A 23,131-nucleotide genomic window follows, 5' to 3' on the forward strand; every position below is an offset into this window, starting at 1 on the left:
GTACCGATGTCCTACATCCTCGAAGCCCTCCGCAAGGCCGACGCCGAACGCGATCGCGAACGCGGCGCGTTGCCCGACCTGCATGCGCAGCCGGTGCCGCCCGATTCGGCCGCGATGGCGGCCGGCTCGCCTTCGCGTCCCCGACCCTGGCTGTGGATCATCGTCGGTGCCTCGGTGGGCCTGATCGGCCCGCTGCTGTGGCTGCTGCTCGGTCGCGATACCACGAAGGAGGCCGTGGTGACACCGCCGCCACCGGTCGAGACGGCCGCACCGCCGGTGGCGACGGCGCCCGCGGTGGCTCCGGCTCCCGAGGTGGCCCCGGCGCCGCCACCGCCCCCCGCGATCCCGCCCGCCCCGACGGTGCCGGTTCCGGCCCCGCCGCCGCGCGCCGAGGCCCCGGCCTTCGCGATCGCGCCGCCAGCACCGCCCGCGCCGGTGGTGCGCGACGTACCGGCAACGACCCGCCGTGCGGTGCCGGCGACAGCGCCCGCAGTGGCGCCTGCCGAGAAGCCGGCCGCTCCGGTGGCGGCGGAGGGCCGGGTTCACACCGTCGCCGAACTGCCCGACGACATCCGCCGTCAGTTGCCGGCCATCGCGGTCGGCGGCTCGATCTACTCCGCGGAGGCGGCCAACCGCTTCCTCATCATCAACGGCCAGATCTTCCACGAGAAGGACAAGCTCGGTCCCGAACTCGTGCTCGAGCAGATCAAGCTCAAGGCCGCGGTGCTGCGTTTCAAGGGCTACCGCTACGAGATCACCTACTGACGCTGGCGTGTCGGCCACCAACCCCTCGAATCCGGCGCACCCCGCCGCTGGCCCTGCCGGGGCGCCGCCGCTGATCTGCGGCAACTGCCAGGGGCCGATGCAGGTGCTGGCGCTGCGCGGGCACTACGGGCAGGCGGTGGAGGTCGACCTCTGCGCGCCCTGCCATCTGGTGTGGTTCGATGTCATCGAGTCCGCGCGCCTCAACGGACCGGCGATCCTGGAACTGATCGGTCACATGGCGCAGGCCCAGTCGCTGGCGCACCAGCCGCTGCGTCAACAGGCCGCCTGTCCGCGCTGCCGCAGCGGCTTGAAGACCGTGCACAACCGTTCGCGCTGGGGCCGCTCGCTGCAGCTCGAATGCCCGAAGCGGCACGGCGCCTACCAGTCGTTCGCGGAGTTCCTGTTCGAGAAAGGTCTGGTGCGGCCGCTGTCGTCGGCCGACCGGGCCGCGCTGATCCGGCGCGATGGCCACATCGACTGCGTGAACTGCGGTGCGCCGATCGCGGGCGGTGACGCGCAGTGCGGCCACTGCCGCTCGGTGCCGAGCCTGCTCGACGTCGCCCGGCTGGCGCGTGCGCTGGACCCGGAAGGCGCCACCGAAGACCACCCCGTGCACGCCACCGCAACCCACCGCGGGGCGCTGCAGTGCGGGGCCTGCGGCGCGGCGCTGGCGCCCGGGCAGGCGATGCAGTGCGCGCAGTGCGGCGCCACGCTGGCGGTGAGCCGACTGGCCGATGCGCACCGCCAGGTGGCGGTGCTCGGGCCGCAACTCCAGGCGCATGCCGAGAAGCCGGCGCCGCACACGGTGGCGCGCCGCATGGCGGCCCTGTCGGCCGACCTGCCGCGTCAGCGGGAGTGGATCCTGCGCATGCGCGCCGACACCGCGGGCCGGCATGGCGGCGACGAGGACGACGATGAGCTGCTGTCCTGGTTCACCCGGCGCACCAACCCGCTGCGAGCGGTGTTCATCGCGCTGCTGTTGTGGTGGGCGTGGTGGATGTGGTCCTGAGCCGGGCGCGAGCCCGACCTCGGGCGTTCACACCACCGTCTGCAGCCGCTGCCGGCGGGCCGCCTCCTCGGCGCGCGCGTCCTCGATCTCGCGCAGCACGCTGCCCAGGTCGACCGCCGCGGTGCTGCGGTCGAAGCGGCCGGTGAGCACCACGTCGGGATGCAGCATGCCGCGCTGGTAGAGGTCCCAGATCTCGGGGCCGAAGTCGGTGCGCGGCAGCTCGGGCGCGTAGCGGCCGAAGTAGCCGCTCAGGTTGCTCACGTCGCGCAGCAGCATGCGGCTCGCGTGGTTGTTGCCGGCGGCGTCCACCGCCTGGGGCAGGTCGATGATCACCGGGCCGTCGGCGGCCAGCAGGATGTTGAACTCCGACAGGTCGCCGTGCACGACGCCGGCGCACAGCATGCGCACCACCTCGGCCAGCAGCGCGGCATGGTGGCGGCGCGCTTCCTCCGGCGTGAACGCCACGTCGTTGAGCCGCGGGGCCGCATCGCCATGGGCGTCGGTCACCAGTTCCATCAACAGCACGCCGTCGTGGAAGTTGTGAGGGCGCGGGACACGCACGCCGGCGGCGGCCAGCCGGTAGAGCGCGTCGACCTCCGCGCTCTGCCACGCCGCTTCCTGGGCCTGGCGGCCGTAGCGCGTGCCCTTGGCCATGGCGCGGGCCTGGCGGGTGTTCTTGACCCTGCGGTTCTCGGTGTAGTCGACCGCCTGGCGGAAGCTGCGCTCCGTGGCCTCCTTGTAGACCTTGGCGCAGCGCGTCTCGTCGCCGCAGCGCACCACGTAGACCATGGCTTCCTTGCCGCTCATCAGCTGGCGAACCACGCTGTCGATCAGGCCTTCCTCGATCAGGGACTGCAGTCGCTTGGGGGGTTTCATCGCGGCATTCTGCGCCGCGTCGCGGCGGGTCCGGCGCGACTACAGGTAGAGCGCCACGACCTCCACCACGGCGTCCTCCCATACCACCGGGATCGCCACGAGCGCCGTCGCGCCGATGCCCACCGCGGCAGCGGCGGGCGATCCCGGCTCGTCGGCCGGGAAGTCGTTGATCACCGGCACACCGCGCTGCAGGGCCTTGACGAGCGAGCTGCCGGTCGACGACAGCGGCAGCTGGGCGATGCCCGAGGAGCGGCCGCCGTGCAGTTCGCTGAAGGCCTCGACTCTCCGCAGTTCGGACTGCGCCGCGTCGGGCACCCAGCGCTCGATGCGGTGCGCCAGCGGCAGCCGCGCGCTCGCCAGGAAGGCCACCACGTGGCGATCGGCGAGCCGCGAGCCCGCGGGAATCGCCAGGCCGCGCAGCAGGCCCGCCGCTGCGGCCTCCTCGCTGCGCAGGAAGCGGCCGGGCGCGGCCGGCAGATCCTCGACGAACACCGCCTCGCCGCGCTGCCAGGCCAGGCCCGGCAGCCCCACGCCGCGCGGCAGGTAGGTCTCCTGGGAGATCGCCTCGAAGGCCTGAGCGCCGGGGCCGTAGGCGCCGTCGACCAGCGTCATGTCGGTGGTGATGCGCGGGTCGTGGTGCCACAGTTCCAGGGCACCAGCCTGTCCGGGCACGTGGCCGCAGAACACCACCAGCACCGACGTGAGACGGTCGTGCAGGTACAGCGGCAGGGCGATGGCGCAGTCCATGCCGGCGGTGCGGGCGGCGGCGGTGCGCTGGAAGATCGAACCCTCGAACTGCCGCAGCAGCACCGGGCGGCCTTCTTCCCAGGCGCGGCCGGGCAGTCCCTCGCCACGGCCAAAGCACATGGAGCGGCTGATCGTCGCGAAGCTGCGCGCCGGGCCGAAGCCGCCGCAGCCGAACTCGAGCAGCGTGCCGTCGGCGCTGGGGATCCAGACTTCGGCGGCCTTGATGAAGGTGGCAGACATGGCGCGTCCTGGAGGGTGTGCAGCGCTCGTGCAAGTTGCAGGCCAGCACGGGCCGGTCGCGCCGGATGCCGGCGAGCCGATAGACTGGCCCGTATGAGCCGCACCGATCCGCAGCAGCACGCAGACTTCCACTCCGCCGCCGTGACGCGGCTGCGCGCCGACCTGGCGCTGGCGCTGAGGGCCGCCGCGCTTCACGGCCTGGCCGAAGGCGTGTGCAACCATTTCAGCGTGGAACTGCCCGACGGCTCCGGCCGTTTCCTGCTGAATCCGCGCGGCCTGCTGTGGAGCGAGATCGGCGCCGACGACATCGTGATGATCGACGTGCAGGGCGCCCGGCTGGCAGGCCGCCACGACGTCGAGCCCACGGCGATGTTCATCCATGCCGCCATCCACCGCATCGCCGGCCAGGCCTGCGTGCTGCACACCCACATGCCGTACGCGACCGCGCTCACGCTCACCGTCGATCGGGCGCTCGACACCACGCTGTCGCAGAACGCGATGCGCTTCCAAGGCCGCGTGGCCGTCGACGCGCACTACAACGGTCTCGCGCTCGATGCATCGGAGGGCGAACGCATCGCACGTGCCATGCAGGGGGCCGACGTGGTATTCCTCGGAAACCACGGCGTGGTGGTCTGCGGCGCCTCGATGGCGCATGCCTACGACGACCTCTACTACCTGGAGCGTGCCTGCGCCGCGCAGGTGCTGGCCGGCTCGACAGGCCGGCCGCTGGCCCCGGTGGCGCCGACCATCGCCGCGCACGTGGCGCAGCAGACGCTGGGCGAGCGGCTGCAGTCGGAGCTGTTCTTCGAGGCGCTGCGGCGCACCGTGCCCTAGCCTCCGCAGCGCAGCGGGCCGCGCGTCTGCCGCGGCCGTGAAAGCTGTTCTGGCGCGGTACAAAAACGCCTAGGGAAACTACGTGCTTGGGTGGGGTGGCCCGTGAACTTTAAGGTTCATGCCGTGCCGACGCCGCCGTGACGGTGGTGCGTGGCCCTCCTTGCCACTCTCCCGCGAAGCATCGACCGATGGATTCATTCCTCCCGTTCCGCGAGTCCCCGGCGCGCCAGCGCATCGACGTGATGGAACGCCCCGGCCTGCACGACGGCTTCCATGTCGAACCGCTGTCGGGCCGCGAGAAGGAGATGCTGCAGTCGCTCTTCAACGGCATCTCCAACCGCGAGATCGCCGGTCGGCTGTTCGTCTCGGAGAACACGGTCAAGTTTCACCTGAAGAACATCTACTCGAAGCTCGGCGTCGGCAACCGCTTGCAGGCCATCAATGCCGCCCGGGCCCTGAGGCTGATCGACTGACCAGCCGGCGCGACGAGACGAGCAGCGTGATGCCGAAGGAGCCCCTTGCCATGTCGGTGAAAGAGGAGCGCGGCAGCCGGGCTGCCCGGGTGGACGCAGTGGTCATCGGGGCCGGCTTCGCCGGCCTCTACATGGTGCACCGGCTGCGCGAGATGGGGCTGTCGCTGCGCGCCTTCGAGCGCGGCGGCGGGGTCGGCGGCACCTGGTACTGGAATCGCTATCCGGGGGCCGGTTCGGACTCCGAGTCGTGGGTCTACTCGTACTCCTTCTCCGACGAGCTCGTGCAGGGCTGGCAATGGAGCCGGCGCTTCCCCGGGCAGGCCGAGATCCTCCGCTACCTGGAGTACGTGGCCGACAAGCTCGACCTGAAGCCGGCCTTCGATTTCGACACCGCGGTGACGGGCGCCACCTACGACGAGCAGCGCGCGCTGTGGACGGTCGAGACCGAGACCGGCGAACGGGTCGAGGCGCGCTACCTGATCACGGCCGTGGGCTGCCTGTCGTCGGCCCAGGTGCCCGCGATCCCCGGCAGGGACAGCTTCGAGGGTGAGCAGCACCACACCGGCGCCTGGCCGCACGCGGGCGTGGACTTCAGCGGCAAGCGCGTGGGCGTGATCGGCACCGGGTCGAGCGCGATCCAGGCCATCCCCATCATCGCCCGGCAGGCGGCTCACCTGACGGTGTTCCAGCGCACGCCGCAGTTCAGCGTACCGAACGGCAATCGCGACCTCGGTCCGGAGGAGCAGGCCCGGCTGCGGCGCGATATCCGGCAGATCCGCGAAACCTGCAAGTGGAGCTCGATCGGCCAACCGTACGACTTCAGCAGCGTCGGTGCCTTCGACGTCGACGCCGAGGAGCGCCAGCGGCAGTACGAGGCCAACTGGCAGAAGGGCGGCTTCGAGTGGATGTTCGGCAGCTACAAGGACCTGCTGGTCGACGAGGCGGCGAACGCGACCGCCGCCGACTTCGTGCGCCAGAAGATCCGCGAGGCGGTGCGTGACCCCGCGGTGGCGCGCAAGCTGATCCCCCAGGGCTACCCGATCGCGACCAAGCGGCTGCCGCTGGACGCCGGTTACTTCGAGACCTACAACCGCGACAACGTGGTGCTGGTCGACCTGCGAGAAACACCGATCCAGGAGATCGTCGCGCAGGGCCTCCGCACCAGCGAGAAGACCTATCCGCTCGACATCATCGTGTTCGCCACCGGCTTCGACGCGCTGACAGGCCCGCTGACGCGACTGGGCATCCGCGGACGCGGGGGCGTGACGCTCGGCGAGAAGTGGGCGGCCGGTCCGCGCACCTACCTCGGGGTCTCGACTGCCGACTTCCCCAACCTGTTCATGATCACCGGCCCTGGCAGCCCGTCGGTGCTCGGCAACATGCCGACCTCGATCGAGCAGCATGTCGAGTGGATCGCCGACTGCATCGACTACCTGCGCGCTCACAAGGCGGCCACCATCGAGCCGACGCCGGACGCCGAGGAGGCCTGGGTGGCGCACGTCAACGAGCTGGCCGACAAGACCCTGCTGCCGCGCGCGGACTCCTGGTACATGGGCGCCAATGTCCCGGGCAAGCCGCGTGTGTTCATGCCCTACATCGGCGGCTTCGGCGCCTACCGCAAGCTGTGCGCCGAGGTGGCGGCGGAGCGCTACCGGGGCTTCTCGATCGGCTAGCGCTGCGGCAGCTCGGCCACCGTCAGCCACACCCGCAGATCGAACTCCAGCTGGTGGTAGTCCGGGGCCATGTGCGTGCACAGCGCATAGAAGGCCTTGCCGTGCTCGCGCTCCTTCAGGTGCGCGAGTTCGTGCACGACGATCATCTTCAGGAACGCCGCCGGCGCCTCCTTGAACAGGCTGGCCACGCGGATCTCGCGCTTGGCCTTCAGGCGTGTGCCCTGCACGCGCGACACGGCGGTGTGCGTGCCCAGCGCGTTGCGGATCACGTGCAGGCGCGGGTCGTAGGCCACCTTGCTCAGCGGCTCGGACTGGCGCAGGTAGCGGGACTTGAGGCCGGTGACGTAGTCGTACAGCGCGCGGTCGGTGCGCACCTCGTGGGCCTCCGGGTAGCGCGCCCGCAGGCCCTCGGCCAGGCCGCCCCGCGCGAGCGCCGCCCGCACCTGGGCCTGCAGCGCCTCGGGGTAGTGGGCCAAATAGGGGAGCGCGGACACGGCGCGGTGCGGCTCAGCGCGTGTCGGGCGCGTCGCGGGCATCGCGGGCGTCGCGCTCGATGTCGGCCTGCAGCGCCGCCCAGCCCTCGCGGCCGAGTCCGCGCAGCGTGCGGATGTTGGCCTCGTAGATGGACTCGGCCTCGGGGAAGGCCGCCACGGCACGGTCGATGCTGGCCTCGCGCAGCAGGTGCAGCGTCGGGTAGGGTGCACGGTTGCTGGCGTTCTCGGCATCGTCGGGCGCGGTGCCGGCGAACTGGTAGTCCGGATGGAAGCTCGCCACTTGCAGCACGCCCTCGAAACCCAGGCGCTCGATCGCGGCATCGACCCGGTCGAGGAAGTCGTTGTAGTCGAGAAAATCGCCCAGCACCTGCGGATGCATCAGCAGCGTGGTGTCGACCTCCGCCGGGTCGGCCTCGGCCAGCGCGCGCAGTTCGCGGCAGAGCTCGTCGAGCAGGCGCTCGGGCTCGGCGGCCTCGCTGACGACATAGCGCACCTGGCCCTTGGCCTCCACCGCCTTGGCGAAGGGGCAGAGGTTCAGGCCGATCACCGCATGCCTCAGCCACGCCCGGGTGCGGGCGATCACGAGCGCGGCGTCGACGGGCGGCGGCGGGGGCGACATGGGCTGGGCGTTCCGTGCGGCCGCGTGCGATGGCGCGCGGCCCTGCCGGCGAGTCTCAGGGCGCGAGCAGCCGGTTGACGCTGCCCACGTCGTCGGGCTTGAGCGTGCCCGCCGCCTGGCGCAGCAGCAGGTTGCCCAGCACCACGTCGTAGCGGGCGCGCGCCAGGTCGCGCTGGGTGGTGTAGAGCTGCGTCTGCGCGTTCAGCACGTCGAGGTTGACGCGCACGCCGACCTTGTAGCCGAGCTGGGTGGCCTCGAGCGCGAGCTTGTTGGAGGCCTCGGCGGCTTCGAGGGCCTTCACCGTGGCCAGGCCCGACTGGACGGTGAAGTAGGCCTGGCGCGTGCCCTGGGTGACGCTGCGGCGCGCGAACTCCAGGTCGTTGCGCGACTTCTCCTCCAGCGACAGCGTTTCCTTCACGCGGTTCTGGATCGAGTAGCCGGCGAACAGGGGCAGGTTCAGCTCCACGCCGATCTGCGCGCTGGTGGTGCTGCCGCTCAGACCGCTGCCGGCGGTGCGGCCGGTGTTGCGGTTGCGGCCGACGCCGCCCACCAGGTCGACTGTCGGCAGGTGGCCGGCACGCGCCTTCTCGGTCTCGAGCTGCGCCACCTCGTAGGCCAGCTGGGCCTTGCGCACGCTGGGCGACTGGCCCGCCTGCGTCACCCAGTCCTCCACGTTGGCCGGCAGCACCTCGGGCAGCTGCACCGGGACCGTCAGCGGCCGCGGTTCGACGTCGGTGCGCCCGACGAGCTGGTCGAGTGCGATGCGCCGTACGCGCAGGTCGTTCTCGGCGGCGATCTCCTGCGCGGTGGCGAGGTCGTAGCGGGCCTGCGCTTCGCGCGTGTCGGTGATGGTTGCGGTGCCGACCTCGAAATTGCGCTTCGCCGAGGCCAGCTGCTCGGCGATGGCGGTCTTGTTGGCGCGTGTCGTCGCCAGCGTGTCCTGTGCCGCCAGCACGTCGAAGTAGGCCTGGCTCAGCCGCACCACCAGGTCCTGCTCGGCGCTCTCGAGGTCGGCCATCGACACCGCATAGCTCTTCTCGGCCTGATCGATCGTGCTGCTGTTGCTGCGGTTGAACAGCGGTTGCAGCGCCGAGATCTGCGCGCCGGTGCTGGTGCCGCTCGCGCTGCCGGCCGATGTGTCGGTCTCGCTGCGGGTGGTGCTCGCCGACAGGGCCACGCTCGGGCGGTTGAGCGCCTTCACCTGCTCGTAGCGGAACTGTGCCGAATCGGCCAGCGCGCGGGCCGCCAGGTAGCTGGCGTCGTAGCCGCGTGCGGCGTCGTACAGCGACTGCAGGCTCTGAGCCTGCGCCACCGCGGCGGCACCGAGCAGCAGACCGGCCGTCAGCGCCCGGGCCAGGCGGTGCCGCCGCGGCAGCGGCGACGGCGGGCAGTGCGGGGAACGCTGGGGCATGGGGATCTTTCTGCAGGGACCCGGCACGCGGGATCAGAAACTGAAGGAGGAGGGTTCGCCGAAGCCGTCGAGTCGCGGCGCAAGCGTGTCGAACAGCTCCACGCTGTGGAAGCCGCCGCCCTCGGTGCGGGTCACGAGCACGGCGCGCATCACCGGATCCCGGCCGACGATGGCGGCGAGCCGCCCGCCCACCTTGAGCTGGTCGAGCAGGCCGCGCGGGATCTCGGCCACCGAGCCCGACAGCGCGATCACGTCGAACGGGCCGTCGGTTGCCGTGGCGCGCGAACCGTCGGCCTCGCGCACCTCGACGTTGACGACCGCCGCGCGCTGCAGGTTGATGCGGGCCTGCAGCGCCAGCGCGGGGCGGATCTCGAGGCTGAGCACTTCACGGGCCTTGTGGCCAAGCAGCGCGGCCATGAAGCCCGACCCCGTGCCGACCTCGAGCACGCGCTCGTGCTTGTGCACCGCCAGCTCCTGCAGCAGGCGGGCCTCGACCTTGGGCGACAGCATGAACTGCCCCTCGGCCAGTGGCAGCTCCATGTCGGTGAAGGCCAGGGCGCGGTAGGCCGACGGCACGAACTCCTCGCGGCGTACCACGGCCAGCAGCGACAGCACCGAGGAGTCCAGCACATCCCAGGGGCGGATCTGCTGTTCGATCATGTTGAAGCGGGCTTGTTCGATGTTCATGAGGCTCTCGCGGAAGGGGGTTTGCAGGGCGGCGAATTCTATTTCGGGGGTGGTATCGGTCTCACGACAGGGCGTCCGCTTGTGCGGTACCACCCGGCGCCGGCCGGTGCGGGTGCCAGCGGCGACGCGCCCAGCTGGCCAGGTCGTCAAGGTAGCAGTAGATCACCGGCACCACCACCAGCGTCAGCAACGACGAGGTGATCACGCCGCCGATCACGGCCTGGCCCATCGGCGCGCGTTGCTCTGAACCCTCGCTGAGCGCAAAGGCCAGCGGCACCATGCCGAAGATCATGGCCAGCGTGGTCATCAGGATCGGCCGCAGGCGCACCTGCGCGGCGTGCAGCAGGGCGTCCTCGCGGCCCATCGGGGCGTGCTCCCCGGCGGCGCCGTGCGTGCCCTCGCGCGAGCGGATCGCGAAGTCGACCAGCAGGATGGCGTTCTTGGTGACCAGGCCCATCAGCATCACGATGCCGATGATGCTGAACATGTTGAGCGTGGAGCGGAACGCCAGCAGCGCCAGCACCACGCCGATCAGCGTGAGCGGCAGCGAACTCATCAACGCCAGCGGCTGCAGGAAGCTCCGGAACTGGCTGGCGAGGATCATGTAGATGAAGACGACGGCCAGTGCCAACGCACCGATCGCATAGCTGAACGACTCCTGCATGTTCTTGGTCGAGCCGCCGAAGCTGTAGCGGTAGCCAGGCGGCCAGGCCACGCTGTCGAGCAGCTTGCGGATGTCCGCCGACACATCACCCGAGCTGCGGCCGAAGGCGTTGGCGTCGATGTTGATCTCGCGATTGAGGTCACGGCGGTTGATCTGGTTCGGGCCGGTCGACGGGCTCACCTCGGCCACCTGCGACAGTCGCACGATGCGCGGCGTGCCGTCGGCCGCGGCCGTCACGTTGAGCGGCAGCCGCGCCAGGTCGGCCAGCGAGTGGCGGCTCTCGGGCGCGAGGCGCACGTTCACGTCGTAGTTCTCGCCGTCCGGCGCGCGCCAGTTGCCCACCGTGGTGCCCGCCACGAGCGTGCGCAGGCTGCCGGCGAGCGCGTCGACGTTGAGCCCTGCGTCGGCCGCGGCGTCGCGCTTCACCTCGATCGACACCGTGGGCTTGTCGGGCTTGAGCGTGCTGTCCAGATCCACCAGGCCGGGGATGTCACGCAGCTTCGCGGTGATCAGCGCGGACAGGCGCGCCAACTCGGAGAGATCGGGGCCCTGGATCGAGAACTGCAGGCTCTTGCCGCCGCCCAGGTCGGTCTGGCCGATGTTGGTGACCGTGATGCCGGGGATGCCGGCAAGGCGTTCGCGCAGCGGCACCGCCAGTTGCGCCACGTCGCGTTCGCGATCCTTGCGGTCGACCAGCCGCACGTAGACAGCGCCGTAGATCTTGCCGAGCGCCTGGCCGCTGTTGATGGTGGTGACGGTGTAGCGCACCTCGGGCATCTCGCGCAGCACCTGATCGATCTGCTTCGCGCGCTGCTCGGTGAGTTCGATCGACGAGCCGACCGGCGTGTAGAAGTTGAGCTGGGTCTCCGAGAAGTCGGCCTTGGGCACGAACTCGGCGCCGAGCAGCGGGATGACGAAGAAGCTGCCCGCGAAGGTGGCAGCGGCCAGGCCCAGCGTCGCGAGCCGGTGCGCGAGCGACCAGCGCAGGATGCGCTGGTAGCCGTTCGACAACCGGCCGGTGAAACGGTCGAACGCGCCAGTGACGCGACCGATGGTCCGGTCGTACAACGTGAGCGGTGGACCGCGGTGGATGCCGTGAGCCTGCGGGTCGTTCCACACGCTCGACAGCATGGGGTCGAGCGTGAAGCTCACGAACATCGAGATCAGGACCGCCGCGACGATGGTGAGCCCGAACTCGTGGAAGAACTTGCCCACGATGCCGCCCATGAATCCGATCGGCAGGAACACCGCGACGATGCTCAGCGTGGTGGCCAGCACCGCGAGGCCGATCTCCTGGGTGCCGTCGAGTGCGGCCTGGTGCGGGCTCTTGCCCATCTGCACGTGGCGCACGATGTTCTCGCGCACGACGATCGCGTCGTCGATCAGCAAGCCCACGCACAGGCTCAGCGCCATCATCGTGATGGTGTTGATGGTGAAGCCGAACGCGTACATGAACAGGAAGGTGCCGATCAGCGCGATCGGCAGCGTCAGGCCGGTGATGACGGTGGAGCGCCAGGAGTTGAGGAACAGGAACACGATCAGGATCGTCAGCGCCGCGCCCTCGATCAGCGTGCGCTTGACGTTCGCCACCGACACGCGGATCGAGCGCGAGTTGTCGCGGTTGATCTCGGTGCGGATGCCCGGCGGCGTCACGTCGCGGGCGTTCTCCAGTGCGCGCTGTAGCCCGTCGACCACGGCGATGGTGTTCTCACCCTGAGATTTCTGCACCGACAGCAGCACGGTGCGCTGGCCGTTGTAGAGCGCCAGCGTCTCCAGCTCCTGCGGACCGTCCACCACGTCGGCCAGCTGGCGCAGCCGGATCGGCGCGCCAGCGCTCAGGTTGTTGCCGGCGGCACCCTTGCGCGCGACTACGATGTCGCGGAAATCCTCCGGCGTCTTCATGCGCGCGTTGATCTGCACCACGCGCTCCTGCTCGCGCGAGCGGATCGCGCCCATCGGCAGCTCCTGGTTCTCGCTCTTCACCGCGGCCAGCACCTGCTCCACGCTGACGCCCAGCGCTTCCATCGCCGCGGGCCGCAGGTAGATGTTGATCTCACGCTCCAGCCCGCCGATCAGCGATACCGCGCCGACGCCGCGCACGTTCTCCAGGCGCTTCTGCAGCACCTGGGTGGCCCACGTGGTGAGCTCCTGGGTGCTGCGCCGGCCGTCCTCGGACAGCACGGCGACGTTGAAGACCGGCTGGCTGGCCGGGTCGAAGCGCGAGACGCGCGGCTCCTCGACCTCCTCGCGCAGCAGCGGGCGGACCAGCGCGACCTTCTCGCGCACGTCCTCGGCGGCCTTGCGGCCGTCGACGTCGAGGTTGAACTCGATGATGACGATGGAGCTGCCCTCGTAGGAGCGCGAGTACAGCGAGTTGATGCCGGCGACGGTGTTGACCGCCTCCTCGACCTTCTTCGTCACCTCGCTCTCGACGATCTCGGGCGAGGCGCCGGGGTATTCGAACTGCACCACGACGGTGGGAAAGTCGATGTTGGGGAACTGGTCGACCGACAGCCGCTGGTAGCTGAACAGGCCCAGCACGACGAAGGCGAGCATCACCATCGTGGCCATCACCGGGTTGGCGATCGAGACGCGGGTGAACCACATGGGGCGGTCGCTGTCCTGCGTTTCAGCGCGTCGTGGTGGCGCCCGAAGAGGCCGACGCGGTGGCCGGCGCGGGCGCCTCGCCGGGCGCTGGCAGCCGCACCCGGGTGCCCTCGCGCACCGCACCCACGGTGCCGCGCAGCACCGTGCTGCCGTCGGCGATGCCGGAGTTCACCTCGACCAGCGCCTCGTCGCCGCGGGCCGCGGCGTCCGCCCGCAGGCCCAGTTCGACGCCGTGCTGCACCACCCGGCCGTCCTCGACCGCCAGCACATAGGGGCGTGCCTGATCGATGCGCACGGCCGTCGCCGGCACGCTGCTCGCGGTGCGGCGCTCCAGCTCGATGCGCCCCTTGGCGAACAGGCCCTGGCGCAGGCCGGGCTGGGGCTCGACCGCGAGATAGACCATTACCGCACGCGTGCCGGCCTGGGCGGCCGGGTTGATGCGGGCCACGCGCGCCAGCACCGGCGCCGCGATGCCGTCGACCTGCAGGCGGGCGGCCGCTCCGATGCGTACCGCGCCCACGTCCTCGGGCGCGACCGCCGCCTCGAGCTCGATCCGCGACAGATCGACGATCTCGACCAGCTTCGCGTCGACCGCCACGCGTTCACCGGGCTGCGCAGCGCGCTGCGACACCTCGCCGGCGATCGGCGCACGCAGCACCGTGTCGTTCTGGGCCTTGCGCGCCAGTTCGGCAGCCGCCCGGGCCGCCTGCAACGCCGCACGTGCGGCGGCCGCGTTCGAGACCGACGTGTCGAGCGCGTTCTTCGAGATGAAGCCCTGATTCACCAGGGCGCGGTTGTTCTCCAGCGCGCGCTCGGCGATGTCGAGCTGCGCGCCGGCCTGGGCCGACTGCTCCTGCGCCTGGCGCAGCTTCCAGGCGTACTCGGTCGCGTCGATTCGACCCAGCACTTGGCCGGCCGTGACACGATCGCCCTCGCGCACGCTGAGCTGCTGCACCTCGCCCGCCACCTTGGCCTTCACCACCGCGGAATTCACCGCCTTCAGTGCGCCGGTGATCTCGAGCGTGCGCAGCAGCTCGCGCGGCTGAACCCGGGCCACGTCCAGCGGCGCGAGTTCGAGGGCCACGTCGGCAGGGCGCGCCAGCATGCGGCCCTGCTCGGCCTTGCGTGCCAGCAGGCCGCCGCCCAGCGCCGCGCCGACCAGCAGCAGCACGACGGCGGCGCCGATCCACCACGCCGCCCGGCGCTTCATGCCTTCGCTTTCCGCGGGCCGCCGCGTGGCGCAGTGCGCGGCACGAGGCCGTTGAGCACCAGGTCGACCTGCATTGCGACCACGCGCGGCGCGTCGAGGCGGCGGTCCAGATTCGGGCAGGCGCCCATCGAATGCTTGTGCAGCATCAGGAACAGCATCGGCGCCATCAGGGCATGCACCACGTCGTCGACCGCCACCGGGCGGAACTCGCCGCGGTCGATGCCACGCTGCACCACCCCGCCGATCATGCGTTCGGCCGGCAGCACCACTTCGTCGAGGTAGAACTGCGCGATGTCGGGGAAGTTGCGAACTTCCGAAATGATCAACTTGCAGATACCCGAGGCGCGGGTCTCGCCGATGCGGCGCCACCACTCGGCCATCAGGTGGGCCAGCAACTCGGCCGTCGGCCCGTCGAAGCCGCGCACGATGTCCTCGCCCTCGGCGATCTCCTGCGAGATGTTCTCGCGGATCACCGCCTTCAGCAGTTCTTCCTTGCTGGGGTAGTAGAGGTAGAGGGTGCCCTTGGAGACGCCGGCGCGCGCCGCCACCTCCTCCGAGCGCGTCGCCGCGAAGCCCTTCTCGACGAACAGATCGAGGGCGGCGTCGAGCAACTCCTGCGGGCGCGCTTCCTTGCGCCGCTGGCGGGTGGAGGGGAGGGAGTCGGCAGTTCGTGACATGGATTTACTGACTGATCGGTCATTAATGTAGCGCCGGCCCGCAAGGGGGTCAAACCGGGCACGGCAGATCCCGACCGCAGTGCCGAGGATGCCGCTGAGCGCCGTCGCGACGGTGCCTCGCCGGTGGCAATCCGGTAAAGATCGGTGAAGCCTTCACGCATCCCCGCGATCATGGGAATCGCCGTGGCCCGGCGGCGCGGCGCGGTCAGGGTCGGCAGCTAACATCGATCGCTTTGCCGCACCGGAGACGTTTTCTTGGACATCCTGCTGCTCGTCAAGGCCGCGATCATGGGCATCGTCGAGGGACTCACCGAGTTCCTGCCGATCTCGAGCACCGGACACCTGATCCTGACCGCGTCGCTGCTCAACTTCACCGGCGAGATCGTGAAGGTGTTCGACATCGCGATCCAGACCGGCGCCATGTTCGCCGTGATCTGGGAGTACCGGGTGCGCCTGCGGGCCACGGTGGCCGGCATCACGCACGAGGCGGTGGCGCAGCGCTTCGTGCGCAACCTGCTGATCGCCTTCGTGCCGGCGGTCATCTCCGGCCTCGCGCTGGGCGGGCTGATCAAGGAGCACCTGTTCCATCCGGTGCCGGTGGCGACGGCCTTCGTGGTCGGCGGGCTGATCATCCTGTGGGTCGAGCGCCGCCACCGGGCGCTGTTCGGTGATCGCGATCTCGAGGGCGGGCGCGTGGCGCGCGTCGAGACGATCGACGACATGAGCGCCCTCGACGCCCTGAAGGTCGGCCTGGTGCAGTGCGCGGCGCTGATCCCGGGCACCAGCCGCTCGGGCGCCACCATCATCGGTGCGATGCTGTTCGGCTTTTCGCGCAAGGCGGCCACCGAGTTCAGCTTCTTCCTTGGTATCCCGACGCTGATGGGCGCCGGCGCCTATTCGCTGATCAAGCAGCGTGACCTGCTGAGCTGGGGCGACCTGCCGGTGTTCGCGGTCGGTGTGGTGTTCGCCTTCCTCAGCGCGCTGGTCTGCATCCGCTGGCTGATCCGCTACGTGTCGACGCACGACTTCACCGTGTTCGCCTGGTACCGCATCGCCTTCGGCGGCCTGGTGCTGCTGAGCGCCTGGGGCGGCTGGGTGGACTGGAAGGACTGAGCAGAAGGGAGGGCGGCGCTCAGCGCTGCCTGAAGCGTTCCAGCGTGGCGAGCACGATCCGCGTCGCGCCGTCCAGCGACGACGGCGCGCGGTGCGCCACGCCGAGGCTGCGGGTCAGCGCCGGTCGCAGCGGGATCAGCTGCACCGGATCGGCGCCCGCGGCCACCGCGACTGCCGAGCTCTCCATCGGCAGGATCGCGGCGCCATACCCGGCCGCTACCAGGCTCTTGATCGCCTCCGTGTAGTTGAGCTCGATACGGGCACGCGGCGCGTGGCCGGCGGCGGCAAACCACTCCATCGTCATCCGGTACATGCGGGTCGTCGCATCGTTGAAGATCAGCGGCTGCGCGGCCAGCCAGTCCGGCGTGGCCGCCCGGGGGGCACGCCAGCGCGGCGGCACGAAGGCCCTCATCGGGTCGTTGCGCCAGTGCGTCACCACGAGATCGCGCACCGGCGGCTGCGGCAGTGCGATCAGGCCGATGTCCAGCGTGCCGGCGGTGAGCCGCTCCATGCAGTGGTTCGATCCGAGGATGGCCACCTCCACATCGATGCCCGCATGCTCATGTTCGAGCACCTTCAGCACCTGCGGCAGCAGGTGCACGATCACACCGGTCGAGGTGCCCAGGCGCACGCGCCCGGCCTGACCGCGGGCGTGGCGCTGCACGGTGTCGATGGCCTCGTCAGCGTCGCGCAGCAGGCGCCGGGCACGATCGATCAGCGCGGCGCCGGCGGCCGTGGGCGAGACGCGCCGGCTGCCGCGCACGACCAGCGGCGTTCCGAGCCGCGATTCCAGCTCGCCGATGTGCAGGCTGACTGTGGGTTGAGCCAGGTGCAGCGCCCTCGCGGCGGCCGAGAACGTGCCCAGGTCGGCGATCGACACCAGGGTGCGCAGTTGGTCGAGGTTGAGCTCACGCATCAGGAAGTCTGATAGAAAGCCTCAGTAATCTCAACTTTCACGATATCACGCGCGGTTGCACGATGACGGCATGAATTTCCGAGGAGTGCTTGTCATGACACCGAGTTCCGACACCGGGTCCGGCCTGCGGCCGTCCCTGCTGCGCTGGCTGCGCGCGGCGTGGTCGACGCGCCGCCGACGCCTCGCCGCCGAACGCGCACTGCAGGCCCTGTCAGAGCATGAACTGAAGGATCTCGGCATCGGCCGCTCGGAGATCCCGGCATTGGCGCGGATGCCCCGTTAGCGTGAAGAGGCTGAGAGTCTGGCCGACGGACGGGAGGCCGGAGCTCAGAGCATGCCTGGCGTTGAACCTGAGCAGAATGGCCGCAACCCGTTTTCCATGACAAAGGGCGAACTTTCGTCCGCCCTTTGTCACCGCTCAAAATTCCGGACTCAGTCGATCCGGCTCACTCGTCCGCGTTGCGACGAATGGATCACTGGCATTGCGAGGGAACCTCGTTGAACATCGAGGAGGAGAGCGAGGTGTCGCCCCACACGTTGCTCACCAGTTCCACTGCACCACAATTGCCACCATTCCACCACGGATTCTGGGCACCGTTGGAACTGTTTACCCAGGCGCGGTTGCCGGTGACCGAGTGCCCGCTGCACGAGCCGCCACCTTGGCTCCACACGTACAGGCCGACATTGGTATAGGTGGCCGCCCGGTCCATGTAGATCCGATTGGATTCGACGTCAATGTTCGTCCCGCCCGCCACGCCGATCCCGACGTTGCGCACGTTGACGATCGTGTTGTGGTGCACCCAGGCGTTGCCGCCCGAAGCTCCATCGCCGACCATGATCGCCGTGCCGGAGTTGCTGGTGGGGGAACCACCGCGCAGACGGTTGTACGCGATCTCGGTGCGGTCGTTCGATAGCCCACCGGAATCGTACATGTTGATGTGATCCTCGACATTGCTGTACGTGGCGCCTTGCACGTCGGACACGTTGCACGTTACCTTGCTGCCGCTCGTTCCCGATTTCACGCCATTGAACTGCACCATCTGGCCGCGAGGGAAGGGACCACGGATGTTGGTGACGCGATTGCGATCGAAGATGATGGGATGGCGAGCCCCGGCCGCGTACAGCGCGGTCGCCATGTCGTGGATGTAGTTGCGCTGTACGGTGATATTCGACGCGCCGCTCTGGATGTCGATGCCCTTGGCACTGGTGTCACCCGGTTGCCCGCAAGGTCCGATCTCAGAGTCGCGGATCGTCACGTTAGTCACGCCGGTCGGAATGGTGATGCAGGAGCCGCTCGACGAGGTCACGCGCACTCGTTCGATTACCTGCCCCGTCCGAGCCGTGATCGGGCCGGAATTGGTGAACGACGTGACGCTGGGTCCCGCGCCGCCGGAGACCGATGAGGCGGACGACGTAGGCGTCGGTGACGTGACAGTCGAGGTGTTGGTCGGCGTCGTAGTCGTGGGCGTCGTTGCGGTGGTCGTCGTGCCGTTGTACCAGCACGTCTTGGTCTGCCCGACGGCGGGATCACCGAACGTGCTGTTGTTGCAGGCGACACCGCCGGTGTAGGTGGCTGTGACGAATTGGCTGGTTGTGCCGTAGCGGACGGACCGCGTTCCCGTGAAGGCGCAGCTCTGGTTCTCGATAGCGCACTGAGTCCAGGTCGTGCTGCTCGACGTGGTCGTCGTAGGGGCCGGCGCGGTCGTGGTCGTCGTAGCGGTCGTCGCTTGACTGATCCAGCACGTCTTGGTCTGTCCGTATGCCGGATCACCAAAGACGGCGTTGCTGCAGGCCACTCCGCCAGTGAAGGTGCGCGTGACGTAGTTCGTCGTCGTGCCGTAGCGGACCGAGCGGGTTCCAGTGAATGAGCACGTCTGGCGTTCGGTCGCGCAGGTTGCCCACGAGGTCGTCGTGGTTGTATCCGCAGCCGCCTTGACGTTCGGTGAAGCATTCTCGGCAGATGCGCTGTCGGTCGGCGCGTCTTGGGCCGTAACGCTGTCGCTGGCGCCGGAGCCGCCGCCGCCGCCGCAGCCGACGAGGAGCGCCGCGGATGCCAACGCCATGATCGACGCTGAACGTGAAAGCCAGTGACGATTCTTGGTTGCGCGAACGGAATAAATGTCTTGGTATTGCTGCCTGTCAAAATTAACAGGGGAAATGGAGGCGGCAAAAGTGAGTTTCATGCGGGTCAATCTCGAAATACACGCAGACAGTTAATGCCGTACACGTTGGGCCACTAGTTAATGCACCGTGCGAAGCTCGTAAGGCACATCCGATGAATGAACTTTCGCATCGTTCGGCGGAGGGGCTGTATCGAGATCTGCTTGGAGGTAACAAGGCGAACACACAGGCTCGCGCCGTCGACACGGATCGGTGGCTGTGGTCGTGTTGCGATACAAAAAAAGCGGATGCCGGTCGATCCGGCCGGACAGGCGCTGGGGCGCGTCAACGACCAAAGCTGGCGCCATGCTGACGCCACCCCCTAGATCGAGGGCGTAATGAAATGAGGATCCAAGGGGGCCGCCTTGCCCTCACAGTTGCGAACGATCTCGCAGTCTTCGTTACGAACTGCCGTTGGAGGCGCAGTGTGGATTAGTTACAACTCGCCACCTTCTGTTTCGTGACGAGGGTCCGGGCTGGCGGTCTTCCTGCCGCTTTGTGGCCTCCTGATGGACGCCTCATCGAGGCTGTCTGACAAAATTCCGGCCGAAGACATCTCCCGACTCCATCCATGCGCATCCTCATCGTCCACAACGCTTATCAGCAGCGCGGGGGGGAAGACGCTGTCGTCGAATCGGAGACCCGGTTGCTGCGATCGCGCGAGCACGAAGTCCGGGTTTTTACCCGGCACAACGATGAGATACAGGGTTTGGGCAAGGGCGCCCTGGCGCAGAAAACCCTATGGTCGCGAGATTCCGTGGCAGAGATCAATGACACGGTATCCAAATGGCGCCCGGATATCGTTCATGTTCACAATACGTTCCCGCTCATTTCGCCGTCGGTGTATTGGGCGGTGGCGGCCCAGGGAATACCAGTCGTCCAAACCCTGCACAACTTCCGCCTGATTTGTCCGCAGGCGATGTTCCTGCGTGAAGGTCGCGTGTGTGAGGACTGCCTCGGGCACAGCACCTGGCGGGCCGTCACGCGCGGGTGCTATCGAAATTCCAAGCTGCAAAGCGCCGTGCTGACGGGCATGCTGGGGTTGCATCGGTCTATCGGCACCTACCGAAACAAGGTCACCCGTTATATAGCATTGAACGATTTCTGCCGGCGCAAATTCATCGAAGGTGGATTACCCGCGGACAAGGTGGTCGTCAAGCCCAACTTCGTGGATTACCCTGCGCCCACCGCCGCTGATCGGCAAGGGTTCCTGTTCGTGGGGCGTCTGTCAGTCGAGAAGGGCATCGGTGCACTGGCCGAGGCGGCACGGCACGTACCCGAGGTGCCGATTCGCATCGCGGGAACCGGCCCGGAGGCGCACTTGCTGCAGGACGTTCCTAACGCCACGATGCTGGGCGCGTTGGGGGGCGACGACGTTCGCCGCCAGATGGAAACCGCAACTGCGCTCATCCTCCCGAGTATTTGGTATGAGAACTTTCCCCGCACGCTGGTCGAAGCCTTTGCCGCGGGGTTGCCGGTGATCGGCAGTCGCTTGGGTGCTCTGGAGGAACTGATTGAAGATGGGGTCACCGGACTGCTGTTCGATCCGGGCGACGCCGGTCAACTCGCAAGCAAGATTCGTTGGGCTCAATCGAACGTCACCGCAATGGCGGAAATGGGGCACCATGCGCGGGCGCGCTACGAAAAAAATTTCACCGCGGATAAAAACTACGAGCAATTGATTTATATATATCGGGACGCAATTTTAGCCGCCAAGATGAAGTAGTTTATGAAATAAACGTTGCTGCTTCCTCGGTGTTTATATTAATTTGCATTTATTTGCGATCTGTGTCGCGTGTCGTAAATAATGAGTTCTCATCAATCTGCCAAATGGTTGCATCCGCGAGATATTAAGAATGCGCCCCTGCAGCCGGCATTAGGGATGGCCGTGCTGAAAGGCTGTAGCTAAAGTCTGACAGGTCGCCCGTCCCCCTTCGTTCAGGGGCGTTGCCCGGTAGGCCGCGCCGTGCATAATGACTCTGCCATAGCCGACTGCGGCTCTCTGTGCGTCCTTGGTGGCGCCCCCCGGTGCATCGTAGGCAGGGCAAGGCGAACTATGTTCTTGCACAGGCCGGTTCCCGAAAGTTGAAAACGTGACCTCTGGTGGAATAGCGGTAAAGGAATGCAATGCCGGCAGTTCGAATGCGGTGGACATTGCTTTATCCGATAAGCCTGGGATGGTCGCCGCCATGCGAGCTGCAGTAGAAAATCCTGCGGTGAGCCTTATTCGTCGTCTCCAAGTCATTCGATTCCCGCTGGTGGTGAGCGTTATTTTCCACCACAACGGCATGGGGACAGTGCGGCTGGCCGATGGAGTCAATATGTCGGCGGGGCCCCTATCGCTCTGGGCGCAATTCATTCAGGGGTTTATATCGTACGGATTGGGGGGCATTCGGATGCCCACGTTTTTCCTGATCAGTGGATATCTCTTCTTCACTGGGTTCGACCGAGGTGGCGATTGGCTGTCCAAGAAGCTGGCCAGTCGGACGCGCAGCGTGCTGTTTCCACTGTTGATCTGGAATGCCATCGCCATCGTGTTGCTGCTGATCGCACAGAATGCGGGGCCGACCCGCGTGCTGTTTTCCGGGGCGGGCGCGTGGAGTCAATCCATCATCGGCTTTGGATGGTTTGACTACGTGAACGCCTTGCTCGGCATCCGCAGCGACCCCATCCTCTACCCGCTCTGGTTCTTGCGCGACCTGTTCCTGATGTGCCTGCTCGCGCCGGTGTACTTCGTGCTGCCGCGAATCGTCCAGCACGTCTTAGGGAAGCGCTGATCAACCCGCTTCGTGACCGCGACTCGGCCGACAGCGGGCGTTGATGGCGACTCGTGAACTCAGAAGTGGCACCGATGAGCCCCTTCTGCGGCACTTCGAGGCCGCTCTCAGGCCCCCGTTCATGCAGCAGACGCACTGAGGCCTTGGGCCAGCAATCGGCGCCGGGCGATGTACAAGTTGGCCAGCGCAGCGTGCGCCTTCGCGCGAGCTTCGTTCTTGGAGATCCCGCGGTAGCTGACCTTGCGGTAGCCGAACAGGTTCTTGATGACGTGGAACGGGTGTTCGACGATGGCCCGCACCTGAGCCTTGCGCCGTTCGAACCACTCGTGCATCGCCTTGGCCGGCCCTTCGGGCATGGCCTTGAGTTGGCCGCGCTTCATGGCGATACGCCAATCCATGTCCTGGCGCAGCCTGCCCTCTTCCTGCGCCGTCGTGATCTCGTCTCGCCTCTGGATGCCGGTGTAGCCGCTGTCGCCGTGAACTTGGCTCTCCTGGCCATGCAGCAGTTCGTGCGCGTGCGCCACGTCAGCCTCGTTGGCCGCGGTGCAGACCACGCTGTGGATCAGACCCGACTCGGCATCCACGCCCGAGTGCATCTTCATCCCGAAGTGCCACTGGTTCCCCTTCTTGGTCTGGTGCATCTCGGGGTCGCGCTTGCCGTCCTCGTTCTTCGTCGAACTTGGCGCGGCAATGATGGTGGCGTCCACCACCGTGCCCTGGCGCATCAGCAGCCCACGCTCGGTGAGGTGCGCGTTGACCTCGGCCAGGATGGCCGACGTCAAGTCGTGCTGCTCGAGCAGGCGGCGGAACTTCAGCAGCGTTGTGGCGTCGGGTACGTTCTCCCGCCCAAGGTCGATGCCGATGAACTCGCGCATGGCCTGGCTGTCGTACAGCGCGTCTTCCAGTGCCTCGTCGGCCAGCGTGTACCACTGCTGCAGGAAGTACATGCGCAGCATCCGCGGCACGCCAATCGGCGGTCGGCCCACCTTGCCGCTCTTCGGGTAGTGCGGCTCGATCAGCGCCTCAAGCCGCGCCCACGGAACCACCACGTTCATCTCGGCCAGGAAGCGCTCCCGGCGCGTCTGGCGCTTCTTGCCGGCGTACTCGGCAGTGGCAAAACTCGTCTGCTTCATGGCAGCATCATCGCCGCTGAATTCGCCGCACGCCATCGTGGCCTGC

General features: G+C 68.0%; 21 protein-coding genes. 9 read left to right on the forward strand and 12 right to left on the reverse strand.

The annotated features are described in order from the left end of the window. Positions 1 to 6 precede the first annotated feature (6 nt). A complete protein-coding gene (locus MPE_RS05155) occupies positions 7 to 765 on the forward strand; it encodes a general secretion pathway protein GspB (RefSeq protein ID WP_011828632.1) in 759 nt (252 codons plus the stop codon). Positions 766 to 772: 7 nt separating this feature from the next. Continuing rightward, positions 773 to 1,774 carry a TFIIB-type zinc ribbon-containing protein gene (locus MPE_RS05160; RefSeq protein WP_041929544.1) on the forward strand — a complete coding sequence of 334 codons (1,002 nt, stop codon included), beginning with the start codon at positions 773 to 775 and terminating at the stop codon, positions 1,772 to 1,774. 27 nt (positions 1,775 to 1,801) lie between these two features. Here the strand turns inward: MPE_RS05160 and MPE_RS05165 are convergent, their stop codons facing one another. Both MPE_RS05165 and MPE_RS05170 read right to left on the reverse strand, forming a co-directional pair. Then, a complete protein-coding gene (locus MPE_RS05165; protein WP_011828634.1) occupies positions 1,802 to 2,650 on the reverse strand; it encodes a PA4780 family RIO1-like protein kinase in 849 nt (282 codons plus the stop codon). 39 nt (positions 2,651 to 2,689) lie between these two features. Beyond that, complete coding sequence (locus MPE_RS05170) at positions 2,690 to 3,637, reverse strand: GAF domain-containing protein (RefSeq protein WP_011828635.1); 948 nt, start codon at positions 3,635 to 3,637, stop codon at positions 2,690 to 2,692. A gap of 93 nt (positions 3,638 to 3,730) precedes the next feature. On the opposite strand from MPE_RS05170, the gene MPE_RS05175 reads away from it, so the two are divergent. The 3 genes from MPE_RS05175 (at position 3,731) to MPE_RS05185 (ending at position 6,617) form a co-directional block, all read left to right on the forward strand. Continuing rightward, positions 3,731 to 4,471 (forward strand): aldolase, encoded by a 741-nt coding sequence (locus MPE_RS05175; RefSeq protein ID WP_011828636.1) that lies wholly within the window; start codon positions 3,731 to 3,733, stop codon positions 4,469 to 4,471. Positions 4,472 to 4,659: 188 nt separating this feature from the next. Further along, positions 4,660 to 4,944, forward strand: a complete 285-nt coding sequence (locus MPE_RS05180) for a helix-turn-helix domain-containing protein (RefSeq protein ID WP_041929545.1) — start codon at positions 4,660 to 4,662, stop codon at positions 4,942 to 4,944. Between the two features lie 50 nt (positions 4,945 to 4,994). After that, positions 4,995 to 6,617: a flavin-containing monooxygenase gene (locus MPE_RS05185; protein ID WP_011828637.1), complete on the forward strand. Its 1,623-nt coding sequence runs from the start codon at positions 4,995 to 4,997 to the stop codon at positions 6,615 to 6,617. Here the strand turns inward: MPE_RS05185 and MPE_RS05190 are convergent. From MPE_RS05190 to MPE_RS05220, 7 genes are all read right to left on the reverse strand, one after another. Next, positions 6,614 to 7,153: a M48 metallopeptidase family protein gene (locus MPE_RS05190; protein WP_011828638.1), complete on the reverse strand. Its 540-nt coding sequence runs from the start codon at positions 7,151 to 7,153 to the stop codon at positions 6,614 to 6,616. The two genes, MPE_RS05185 and MPE_RS05190, sit on opposite strands and share 4 nt — an antisense overlap. Beyond that, positions 7,125 to 7,730 (reverse strand): DUF1415 domain-containing protein, encoded by a 606-nt coding sequence (locus tag MPE_RS05195; protein WP_011828639.1) that lies wholly within the window; start codon positions 7,728 to 7,730, stop codon positions 7,125 to 7,127. Before MPE_RS05195 ends, MPE_RS05190 begins: the two co-directional genes overlap by 29 nt. A gap of 55 nt (positions 7,731 to 7,785) precedes the next feature. Continuing rightward, positions 7,786 to 9,141, reverse strand: a complete 1,356-nt coding sequence (locus tag MPE_RS05200; RefSeq protein ID WP_011828640.1) for a TolC family outer membrane protein — start codon at positions 9,139 to 9,141, stop codon at positions 7,786 to 7,788. 33 nt (positions 9,142 to 9,174) lie between these two features. Beyond that, the gene (locus MPE_RS05205; protein ID WP_011828641.1) at positions 9,175 to 9,828 is read right to left on the reverse strand and encodes a protein-L-isoaspartate O-methyltransferase family protein; all 654 of its coding nucleotides are present in this window, start codon (positions 9,826 to 9,828) and stop codon (positions 9,175 to 9,177) included. A 61-nt stretch (positions 9,829 to 9,889) separates the two neighbouring features. Then, positions 9,890 to 13,099 carry an efflux RND transporter permease subunit gene (locus MPE_RS05210; RefSeq protein ID WP_011828642.1) on the reverse strand — a complete coding sequence of 1,070 codons (3,210 nt, stop codon included), beginning with the start codon at positions 13,097 to 13,099 and terminating at the stop codon, positions 9,890 to 9,892. A 22-nt stretch (positions 13,100 to 13,121) separates the two neighbouring features. After that, positions 13,122 to 14,309, reverse strand: coding sequence for an efflux RND transporter periplasmic adaptor subunit (locus MPE_RS05215; RefSeq protein WP_011828643.1), 1,188 nt, complete (start codon positions 14,307 to 14,309; stop codon positions 13,122 to 13,124). Continuing rightward, positions 14,306 to 14,986, reverse strand: a complete 681-nt coding sequence (locus MPE_RS05220; RefSeq protein WP_011828644.1) for a TetR/AcrR family transcriptional regulator — start codon at positions 14,984 to 14,986, stop codon at positions 14,306 to 14,308. The genes MPE_RS05215 and MPE_RS05220 overlap by 4 nt, the downstream gene beginning before the upstream one ends. Before the next feature lie 255 nt (positions 14,987 to 15,241). On the opposite strand from MPE_RS05220, the gene MPE_RS05225 reads away from it, so the two are divergent. Then, the gene (locus tag MPE_RS05225; RefSeq protein WP_011828645.1) at positions 15,242 to 16,099 is read left to right on the forward strand and encodes an undecaprenyl-diphosphate phosphatase; all 858 of its coding nucleotides are present in this window, start codon (positions 15,242 to 15,244) and stop codon (positions 16,097 to 16,099) included. A 19-nt stretch (positions 16,100 to 16,118) separates the two neighbouring features. Here MPE_RS05225 and MPE_RS05230 read toward each other — a convergent pair whose 3' ends face one another. Further along, the gene (locus MPE_RS05230; RefSeq protein ID WP_011828646.1) at positions 16,119 to 17,015 is read right to left on the reverse strand and encodes a LysR family transcriptional regulator; all 897 of its coding nucleotides are present in this window, start codon (positions 17,013 to 17,015) and stop codon (positions 16,119 to 16,121) included. A 94-nt stretch (positions 17,016 to 17,109) separates the two neighbouring features. Between MPE_RS05230 and MPE_RS05235 the strand changes: the two genes are divergently transcribed. Continuing rightward, positions 17,110 to 17,298, forward strand: coding sequence for a YjiS-like domain-containing protein (locus MPE_RS05235; RefSeq protein ID WP_011828647.1), 189 nt, complete (start codon positions 17,110 to 17,112; stop codon positions 17,296 to 17,298). A 190-nt stretch (positions 17,299 to 17,488) separates the two neighbouring features. Here MPE_RS05235 and MPE_RS23175 read toward each other — a convergent pair whose 3' ends face one another. Next, positions 17,489 to 19,198, reverse strand: coding sequence for a right-handed parallel beta-helix repeat-containing protein (locus MPE_RS23175; RefSeq protein ID WP_083767941.1), 1,710 nt, complete (start codon positions 19,196 to 19,198; stop codon positions 17,489 to 17,491). 548 nt (positions 19,199 to 19,746) lie between these two features. Here MPE_RS23175 and MPE_RS05255 point away from each other — a divergent pair. Together MPE_RS05255 and MPE_RS05260 are read left to right on the forward strand one after the other, a co-directional pair. Further along, positions 19,747 to 20,901, forward strand: a complete 1,155-nt coding sequence (locus MPE_RS05255) for a glycosyltransferase family 4 protein (protein WP_011828650.1) — start codon at positions 19,747 to 19,749, stop codon at positions 20,899 to 20,901. Between the two features lie 451 nt (positions 20,902 to 21,352). Then, a complete protein-coding gene (locus MPE_RS05260; protein WP_083767942.1) occupies positions 21,353 to 21,952 on the forward strand; it encodes an acyltransferase family protein in 600 nt (199 codons plus the stop codon). A gap of 119 nt (positions 21,953 to 22,071) precedes the next feature. On the opposite strand, the gene MPE_RS05265 is transcribed toward MPE_RS05260, so the two are convergent. Next, positions 22,072 to 23,085 carry an IS5 family transposase gene (locus MPE_RS05265; RefSeq protein ID WP_011830032.1) on the reverse strand — a complete coding sequence of 338 codons (1,014 nt, stop codon included), beginning with the start codon at positions 23,083 to 23,085 and terminating at the stop codon, positions 22,072 to 22,074. Between the last annotated feature and the right edge of the window lie 46 nt (positions 23,086 to 23,131).

The organism is Methylibium petroleiphilum PM1 (genome assembly GCF_000015725.1).
Taxonomy (GTDB): domain Bacteria; phylum Pseudomonadota; class Gammaproteobacteria; order Burkholderiales; family Burkholderiaceae_C; genus Methylibium; species Methylibium petroleiphilum.

Excerpts from the sequence above, each read along its gene's own strand:
- MPE_RS05155 (WP_011828632.1), top strand. The coding sequence starts at position 7 with ATGTCCTACATCCTCGAAGCCCTCCGCAAGGCCGACGCCGAACGCGAT.
- MPE_RS05165 (WP_011828634.1), bottom strand. The coding sequence starts at position 2,650 with ATGAAACCCCCCAAGCGACTGCAGTCCCTGATCGAGGAAGGCCTGATC.
- MPE_RS05170 (WP_011828635.1), bottom strand. The coding sequence starts at position 3,637 with ATGTCTGCCACCTTCATCAAGGCCGCCGAAGTCTGGATCCCCAGCGCC.
- MPE_RS05175 (WP_011828636.1), top strand. The coding sequence starts at position 3,731 with ATGAGCCGCACCGATCCGCAGCAGCACGCAGACTTCCACTCCGCCGCC.
- MPE_RS05180 (WP_041929545.1), top strand. The coding sequence starts at position 4,660 with ATGGATTCATTCCTCCCGTTCCGCGAGTCCCCGGCGCGCCAGCGCATC.
- MPE_RS05185 (WP_011828637.1), top strand. The coding sequence starts at position 4,995 with ATGTCGGTGAAAGAGGAGCGCGGCAGCCGGGCTGCCCGGGTGGACGCA.
- MPE_RS05190 (WP_011828638.1), bottom strand. The coding sequence starts at position 7,153 with ATGCCCGCGACGCGCCCGACACGCGCTGAGCCGCACCGCGCCGTGTCC.
- MPE_RS05195 (WP_011828639.1), bottom strand. The coding sequence starts at position 7,730 with ATGTCGCCCCCGCCGCCGCCCGTCGACGCCGCGCTCGTGATCGCCCGC.
- MPE_RS05200 (WP_011828640.1), bottom strand. The coding sequence starts at position 9,141 with ATGCCCCAGCGTTCCCCGCACTGCCCGCCGTCGCCGCTGCCGCGGCGG.
- MPE_RS05205 (WP_011828641.1), bottom strand. The coding sequence starts at position 9,828 with ATGAACATCGAACAAGCCCGCTTCAACATGATCGAACAGCAGATCCGC.
- MPE_RS05210 (WP_011828642.1), bottom strand. The coding sequence starts at position 13,099 with ATGTGGTTCACCCGCGTCTCGATCGCCAACCCGGTGATGGCCACGATG.
- MPE_RS05215 (WP_011828643.1), bottom strand. The coding sequence starts at position 14,309 with ATGAAGCGCCGGGCGGCGTGGTGGATCGGCGCCGCCGTCGTGCTGCTG.
- MPE_RS05220 (WP_011828644.1), bottom strand. The coding sequence starts at position 14,986 with ATGTCACGAACTGCCGACTCCCTCCCCTCCACCCGCCAGCGGCGCAAG.
- MPE_RS05230 (WP_011828646.1), bottom strand. The coding sequence starts at position 17,015 with ATGCGTGAGCTCAACCTCGACCAACTGCGCACCCTGGTGTCGATCGCC.
- MPE_RS05235 (WP_011828647.1), top strand. The coding sequence starts at position 17,110 with ATGACACCGAGTTCCGACACCGGGTCCGGCCTGCGGCCGTCCCTGCTG.
- MPE_RS23175 (WP_083767941.1), bottom strand. The coding sequence starts at position 19,198 with ATGAAACTCACTTTTGCCGCCTCCATTTCCCCTGTTAATTTTGACAGG.
- MPE_RS05255 (WP_011828650.1), top strand. The coding sequence starts at position 19,747 with ATGCGCATCCTCATCGTCCACAACGCTTATCAGCAGCGCGGGGGGGAA.
- MPE_RS05260 (WP_083767942.1), top strand. The coding sequence starts at position 21,353 with ATGGTCGCCGCCATGCGAGCTGCAGTAGAAAATCCTGCGGTGAGCCTT.
- MPE_RS05265 (WP_011830032.1), bottom strand. The coding sequence starts at position 23,085 with ATGAAGCAGACGAGTTTTGCCACTGCCGAGTACGCCGGCAAGAAGCGC.